4 protein-coding genes are annotated in these 7,879 nt (G+C 69.0%); 2 read left to right on the top strand and 2 right to left on the bottom strand.

The window, feature by feature from the left end; all coding sequences use genetic code 11:
• Window positions 1-113 (top strand): hypothetical protein (locus tag ACLHRZ_RS35965; RefSeq protein WP_490422816.1); only part of this gene is annotated, 113 nt, incomplete at its 5' end.
• Between the two features lie 15 nt (window positions 114-128).
• Here the strand turns inward: ACLHRZ_RS35965 and ACLHRZ_RS35960 are convergent.
• Window positions 129-3,149 (bottom strand): non-ribosomal peptide synthetase, encoded by a 3,021-nt coding sequence (locus tag ACLHRZ_RS35960; RefSeq protein WP_490422815.1) that lies wholly within the window; start codon window positions 3,147-3,149, stop codon window positions 129-131.
• A gap of 107 nt (window positions 3,150-3,256) precedes the next feature.
• A complete protein-coding gene (locus tag ACLHRZ_RS35955; RefSeq protein ID WP_490422814.1) occupies window positions 3,257-3,586 on the bottom strand; it encodes a hypothetical protein in 330 nt (109 codons plus the stop codon).
• A gap of 218 nt (window positions 3,587-3,804) precedes the next feature.
• Between ACLHRZ_RS35955 and ACLHRZ_RS35950 the strand changes: the two genes are divergently transcribed.
• A partial coding sequence (locus ACLHRZ_RS35950) for a type I polyketide synthase (protein WP_490422813.1) occupies window positions 3,805-7,879 on the top strand: 4,075 nt, incomplete at its 3' end.

The following is a 7,879-nucleotide window of genomic DNA, read 5'->3' as shown; positions in this document are numbered from 1 at the left end:
CACGACCCTGGCACCGCCTGCTGCAGAACCAGCGCGGCGCCGTCCTCGACCGCGCACTCCGCCGCCACACCGACGCCGTCATCTGCCGGCTGCGCTTCCGCCTCGACATCTGACGAAACGGCTTCCGGTCAGGTGGTCCGGGACCGCTCGGCCAGCCGGGCCGCATGGCCCAGGGTCGGCCGTGAGATGAAGTCCGCCATCCGGCGGGTGAAGGCCAGGGCCCCCGCGGCACCGACCACCCCCCGGGCCACCTCCGCAACCATGGTGATCAGCGCAAGCGAATCCCCGCCCAGCTGGTGGAAGTCGCTGTACGGGCCCAGTCCTTCGGCATCGGTGCCCAGCACCCGCGCCCAGACCTTCGCGACAGCCTCCTCGGTGCCGTTCAACGTCACTGCCCCGCCGGGTGCATCCGCGTCGGCGAACGGATCGGGCAGTGCAGACACTGCGACCTTGCCGTTGACGGTGCGTGGGATCTCCGCCACCACCAGCGTGGCGACAGGCATCATGTACGACGGCAGACGTTCACGGAGATGCGCCTCCAACTCCGGCACGTCGACCGGCGGGACGCCGGGCCGCAGTACGACGTAGCTGCACAGCGACCTCTCCACGTGGCCGGGCAGGGGCCGCGGCACGACGACCGCAGAGGCGACCGCCGGGTGCGTCTCCAGGGCGAGGGCGATCTCCGCCGGTTCGATGCGGTGCCCGCGCACCTTGACCTGGTCGTCGACACGCCCACAGAACTCCACGGCACCCGAAGGCAGTCGACGTACCAGGTCCCCGGTGCGGTAGACGCGGGTGCCGTCGGCCATGCGGACGAAGCGCTGCCGGGTCAGGTCAGGGCGGCCGCGATACCCACGGGCGAGCTGGACGCCGCCGATGCAGAGCTCGCCCGTCTCGCCCGGGGCGACGAAACGCCGCTCCGCATCGAGCAGGAACAGCGACACCCCGTCCTGCGGCAGTCCGATCGGCACGCCGGCGTCAGTGTCGCGTTCGGCGTCGAAGACGTGGTGTGTGACCCCGATGGTCGCCTCCGCCGGCCCGTAGAGGTTGATGATGCGGCAGCCCGGGCCGAACACTTCCCGGGCTCGCAGCGCCAGCGCCTGGGTGAACTGTTCCCCGATCACCATCAGCGTGCCGACCGCGCCGGGGCGCAGCCTCAGGCGAGTGATCAGGTCGAGGTGCGACGGTGTCAGCGCCAGCGCGGTCGCCCCGGCGTCGATCACCTCCTGAAGAGACAGGTGGTCGAGCTCGTCGCCCATGAGCAGCAGCGTGCCGCCCACGAGGAACGGCAGGACCAGCGATATCTGGGCGACGTCGAAGGAGAGCGAACACAGCAGCGGGATCCGGGTGTTCGCGTCGATGCCGTGTTCGCGCACGGCCCAGCTCGCATAGTTGACCAGGCTGCGGTGCTCGATCTCCACACCTTTGGGCTTGCCGGTCGAGCCGGAGGTGTACACCACGTAGGCCAGGTCCGTCGGGTCGGGCGGCGCCGGCGGCTCGGCGGTGGCGGGCGCGTGCGACAGCTCGTCCAGCACCAGCCGGTCGCAGCCGTTGGGCAGGAAGTCCCGCTCATCGTGCGGATGTTGCGTCAGGCACAACCGGACCCGTGCGTCCTCCAGCAGTGTACGGATCCGCCCGTCCGGGTGTTTGGTGTCCATCGGCAGACAGGCCGCGCCGGCCAGCAGAATGCCCCAGACCCCGGCCACTGCAGCTACCGACCGGTTCGTGAACAGCCCGACGACCGAGTCCTGGCCCAGGCCGCGGGCCTGCAGCTCGGAGGCGATCACCCGGGCTCGACGGTCGAGTTCGCCGTAGGTCACCTCGCCCTCCGGGCCGCTGACCGCCACGGCATCTGGCCGGGCCCACACCTGATCGCGGAACAGGCCGACCACCGTACAGGCCTCGGACGCGACACTCTCCTGCGCCGGAACGGTCGGCAGCACTGTCGCGTGCTCCCGGCTGACCGCGGGGGACAGGGCCTCGCAGAGTGCGTCGAGCAGCTGCCCCGCCCGGACCTCCGTCTCTGCGCCCGGCCACCACGAGAGGGTCAGTTCGGTACGGCTGTCCGACTCCACGACGTTCAGGCCCGGCGGGCTCGCCGGTTCGCGCGGGCAGAGCAGGTAGACCGACGAGGGCTCGAAGGTGCCGGTGACGAACGCATCCGTGTCGGTCCTGCCGAGGCTGTTCACCGAGCCCACCGAGGAGAAACCGTCCGTCCGGCGCGCCTTGCGGTCCAGTCCGCGCACCATCATGCGCAGCAGGCCGAGAGGGGCCTTGAGTACCTCCGGTCCCGGTGCGTGCACCGTGCCGCGGCGCTCGGAGAGCACCGTCAGCAGCTGCTGCTGCGTGGCCTCCCATCCCTCCTCCGGTGTGACCCGGAGCGAGACGCTGACGGCGAGGTTGGACGTGGACTGCACTTCCGGGTGGAACGGCCGCAGGTCCACCGGGATGCTCACCGGAACCGTCCGCTGTCCCGACAGCCGTGCCAGTTCGGTGGCCAGCCGCGCGGCCACCGCCGGGAAGGTGCCGTCGATCGTGCGCCGCCACCAGCGGTACCCGCCGAAACGCGCGTTCGCCGGCACGCCCAGCAGCGAGGCGAGGGCGAAGTCCTGGTTCCCGGCGTGCGCGTGTGCGGCCAGCGGCTCGTCGAGGTCGTTCAAGGTCGTCACCGACCGTGCCCCGGCCGGCTCCTCGCCACGCAGGGCGCGGAAGACGTCGAGGGCCCACAGGCGCAGCCCACGCGCGTCCATCACCGCGTGCGAGGCACGGAACGCGATGGACGGGAACTTCCCGCCGAACAGCACGACTTCGCAGTACGCGCCGTCCAGAGGCAGGGGCCGCCGTAGCTCCACCACGTCGTTGAGGGTGCTGCGGTCCAGCACCGTGCTGCGGGCGAACCGGACCGGCGGCGGCATCCGGCTGTCCGACCAACGTGCGCCGTGCCGGGCGAGCCGGGAGCCGGGGCAGGCGTCCGCAGCCGTCGCGACTGCCCGACGGAGTTCCGTGGTTCCGATGAGGCCCGTTCCCTCGACGACGAGGTTCAGTACGGGCGACAGCGTGGCGGGGAACCCCAGATACCAGTGCTCGAACGGGACCACTGCCCTGGCGAAGCGGCCGGCGTCCACTGTGATGGCTGGTTTTGACGTCACCTCTGCATGAAACCGCCCCGGCACTACGCAAACTCGTAAAGAAGCCCGCCGACGGCCGGAGGTCCGATTCGGGAAGCCGGGCCCGGACGGACCCGATCCCGTCCGGGTCACGGCCGGTCCCGCTCCTGCCGTGCAGTGGGCAGTGCCGGTGCCGGAAGCCGCGACAGGGCGATGACTGCCAAGGCGATCACGGCACCGTGCTGCCCCAGACGGGACGCGTACTGGTTCAGCGTGGCGTTCTCGAGGGCGAGCGTGGTGGCCGGAAGCCCTGCCTCTCGCCGGCTCAGCTCGTGGTCCCGGGCACGGTGCACCCGGAGCATGAGCTGGGCGATGAGCTGCTCGTCCAGTGCTTCGAGCTCCACCTCGGCATCCGTGCAGGAGCCGGACGGAATCATCAGGAATCGCGATGCAGATCCGTCCGGAGCGGGGTCGGGCATGGGAGTTCCTCATCAATGTCGGTGGAGGGGACGGCCCCGGAACCCCGGGCTTCGAGTCCTGCGATGGTCCTTCGCGAACATCAGGCAAATCCGTAGTCCCGGCCCCTCCACCGAGGCGTGCCGACACTACGAATTTTTCTGACCTGCCCGCCCGAGACTGTGCGCCGTTTCCCGGAAAACTCCGGTGACCTGCAGGATCCACGGAACGGAAGCGGAGCATGACCACGTCCCAGGACAAGATCGTCGAAGCACTCCGCTCCTCGCTGAAGGAGGCCGAGCGCCTGCGGCGACACATCCGCAAGCTCGTCGCTGCGACCACCGAACCCATTGCCATCGTGGCGATGAGCTGCCGATACCCGGGTGGCGTCAACTCCCCCGAGAATCTGTGGGACTTGGTGGCCTTCGGGACCGACGCGACGTCCGCCTTCCCCACCGACCGCGGCTGGGACCTCGATGCTCTGCGGGACGCCGGAACCGACGAACGGGGCACCAGCCTCAGCCACCGCGGGGGGTTCCTGGACTCCGTGGCCGACTTCGACGCGGACTTCTTCGGGATCTCTCCTCGGACGGCCGTGTCGACGGACCCGCAGCAGCGCCTGTTGCTGGAGACCTCCTGGGAGGCGTTCGAGCGGGCCGGTATCGATCCGACGACTCTGAGGGGCAGCCGTGCCGGCGTTTTCGTCGGCACCAACGGACAGGACTACGGCTATCTGCTCGTCCGTTCCCTGGCCGACGCCACCGGCGACATCGGCACCGGCATTGCCGCCAGCGCCGTCTCGGGGCGCCTCTCCTACACGCTGGGCCTGGAGGGTCCGGCGGTGACGGTCGACACGGCGTGCTCGTCGTCGCTGGTCGCCCTGCACTGGGCCGTCCAGTCCCTGCGTTCCGGTGAATGCACATTGGCACTGGCGTGCGGTGTCAACGTCATGTGCACGCCTGGCTCCCTGATGGAGTTCAGTCGGCAGGGTGGTTTGGCGTCGGATGGTCGGTGTAAGGCGTTTGCGGATGCGGCGGATGGTACGGGTTGGTCCGAGGGTGTGGGTGTGCTGGTGTTGGAGCGGTTGTCGGATGCGCGGCGCAATGGGCATCCGGTGCTTGCGACGGTTCGTGGTTCGGCTGTGAACCAGGATGGTGCCAGTAATGGGCTCACGGCTCCGAATGGGCCTTCGCAGCAGCGTGTGATCCGTCAGGCGCTGGCGAATGCCTGTCTGTCGGCTGCCGATGTGGATGTGGTCGAGGGGCATGGGACGGGTACGACGCTGGGCGATCCGATTGAGGCGCAGGCGTTGTTGGCGACTTATGGCCGTGATCGTGGTGCGGGGCGGCCTTTGTGGCTGGGGTCGGTGAAGTCGAACATCGGGCATACGCAGGCTGCTGCGGGTGTGGCCGGTGTGATCAAGATGGTGATGGCGATGCGGCACGGAGTCCTGCCGCCCACGCTGCACGTCGACCGGCCGTCCTCGCACGTGGACTGGTCGGCCGGAAACGTCAGGCTCCTGACGGAGACGGTGGACTGGCCGGACACAGGGCGTCTGCGCCGGGCGGGTGTGTCGTCGTTCGGGATCAGCGGCACGAATGCGCATGTGGTGCTGGAGCAGGCCGAGGCCGAATCAACGGAGGAGTCGGCCGATGTGCCTGTGGTTTTGCCGGTGTTGGTGCCGTGGGTGGTGTCGGGGAAGTCCGGGGCGGCGTTGGATGCGCAGGTGGAGCGGGTTTCGGCGTTGTGTGGTGTTTCGCCGTTGGATGTGGGTTTTTCGTTGGCGTCGGGGCGGTCGTCTTTTGGGTGTCGGGCGGTGTTGCTGGCCGGTGCCGGGGGCGGGCCTGTGGAGGTTGCCCGTGGAGCGGCGACCGATCGTTCGCTGGCGTTGTTGTTCTCTGGTCAGGGGTCGCAGCGGCTCGGTATGGGCCGGGAGTTGTATGAGCGGTTCCCGGTGTTCGCGGCCGGGTTCGATGCGGTGTGCGTGGGGTTGGGCGGGCACTTGGACCGGCCGGTGCGTGGGGTTGTCTGGGGCGATGACGAGGAGTTGTTGAATCAGACTGTTTACGCTCAGGCTGGTTTGTTCGCGGTTGAGGTGGCGTTGTTCCGGCTGGTTGAGTCGTGGGGTGTGCGGCCGGATTTTGTTGCTGGTCATTCGATCGGTGAGGTGGCGGCCGCATATGTGGCGGGAGTCTTCTCGCTTGCGGATGCGTGTGCGTTGGTGGCGGCGCGGGGTCGGCTGATGCAGGCACTTCCCGTCGGTGGGGTGATGCTGGCCGTTGAGGCTGCGGAGGATGAGGTCCTGCCGTTGCTCGGTGAGTCCGTGTCGATTGCGGCCGTCAACGGTCCTTCGTCCGTGGTCGTTTCCGGAGCGGAAGGCGCGGTCGAGGATATCCGGGTCCGCATGGAAGGCCGGGGCCGGAAGACGTCCCGGCTGAAGGTTTCGCACGCCTTCCACTCGCCGCTGATGGACCCCATGCTCGACGACTTCCGCACAGTTGTGAGCCGTCTGTCCTTCGCGCCGCCGTCGATTCCGCTGGTGTCGAACGTGACCGGTGAGCAGGTGTCCGCCGAGCGTGTCTGCACCCCGGAATACTGGATCCGGCACGTCCGCGAGACCGTGCGCTTCGCCGACGGCATCGCCGCATTGCGGTCGGAAGGTGTATCCGCCTTCCTGGAGTTGGGCCCCGACGGGACACTCGCCGCTCTGGCCCAGGAATGTCTGGGGGAGGACAGCAACTGCCTGGTGACGCCGGTTCTGCGGAAGGGCCGGGCCGAGGAGACCTCGCTGCTCTCCGGGCTCGCCGGCATGCACGCTGCCGGGGTGCGTGTCGACTGGTCACGGTTCTTCGACGGCACCGGCGCCCGGCGCGTGGACCTGCCCACCTACCCCTTCCAGCGCGGGCACTACTGGCCGGCACTGGAACAGACCACGGGCGATGTCGCGGCGGTGGGGCTGATCGCGGCGAAGCACCCACTGCTCGGCGCCGCACTCCCGCTTGCGGACTCCGACGGAGTGCTCTTCACCGGCCGGCTCTCTGCGCATAGTGCGCCATGGCCGGCCGAGCACGCGGCGGACGATTCGCTCGTCCTCCCCGCTACGAGCCTCTTGGAGATGGCCATCCGTGCGGGTGACCAGGTCGGATGTGGCCGTGTGGAAGAGCTCGCCCTGGGTGCACCACTGGTCCTGCACGAGGGCCGGGACGTGGTGATCCAGCTGCGCATAGGAACCCCCGACGCCTCCGGGGTCCGGCAACTGACGCTCTCTTCGCGTGCAGCAGGTGCCGCCGACGGGCCATGGACGGAACATGCGACGGGAGTACTTGCTGCGACTCCGGCCCAGGACGAGTGGACGGCGCACATCGGCACAGTGGCGTGGCCGCCCCGGGGTGCGGTCTCCCTTGACACGGAGGGGGTACCTGGACTGAGGGCAGCATGGCGGCGGGGCGACGAGGTATTCGTCGAGGCCGCTCTACCCGACGCTGCTGCACACGACGTCGGCCGCTATGGGCTTCACCCCGGCCTGTTGGACGCACTGGTACGGGTCGGCGGGACGGTCACTGCGGGAGGAGTGCCACAGGCCTGGGGCGGAGTAGCACTCCAGGCGGTGGGGGCGTCGACGGTACGAGCACGTATCGCGCGGCTTGGTGAGGACACGGTGTCCGTGACGGTGACGGACGTCGAGGGCGCGCCGGTGCTCTCGGTGGACTCCTTGAGGCTGGGTGCTGCTCCGGCACGGCCTGCTGCCCCGGCTGGTGGTGACGCGCGTGATGGTCTGCTGCGTTTGGAGTGGGTTCCGGTTCCGGTGGTGGGTGGTGCCTCGTCGGGTGGGGTGCGGTGTGTGACGTTCGGTGTTGAGGTCGGTTCGTTGGCGGATGTGTCGGGTGACGGCGTGTTGGTGTTGGTGCCGGTGTCCGGTGTGGGTGTGGATGTGCCGGGTGAGGTGCACGAGTTGTCGGCCCGGGTGCTGGGGCTTGTGCAGGAGTGGCTGGCGGAGGAACGGCCGGTCGGGGCTTGCCTGGTGTTCGTGACCCGTGGCGGGGTGGACGGTACTGATCTCGCTGCTGGTGCGGTGTGGGGTCTGGTGCGTTCTGCGCAGTCGGAGCACCCTGGCCGGTTCGCTCTCCTGGACGTGGAGAAGGACGAGGACATCACTACGGCGTTGCCGTCTTTGCTGGGACTGCTATCTGCTGGTGAGTCTCAGGTTGTTGTGCGTGATGGTGTGGTGCGGGTGGGGCGGCTGGCGCGGCTGGCTGCGGATGTGGGTGTGGTGCCGTCTGTGTGGGGTGGTGGGGGCACGGTTTTGATCACGGGTG

The organism is Streptomyces sp. AM25, assembly GCF_058146165.1.
Note: the sequence above shows the minus strand (reverse complement) of the source record. Positions and strands in the feature narration are given on the sequence as shown.

What these genes read in the sequence shown, in the direction of transcription:
- ACLHRZ_RS35955 (WP_490422814.1), bottom strand. Translation starts at nt 3,586, where the DNA reads ATGCCCGACCCCGCTCCGGACGGATCTGCATCGCGATTCCTGATGATT.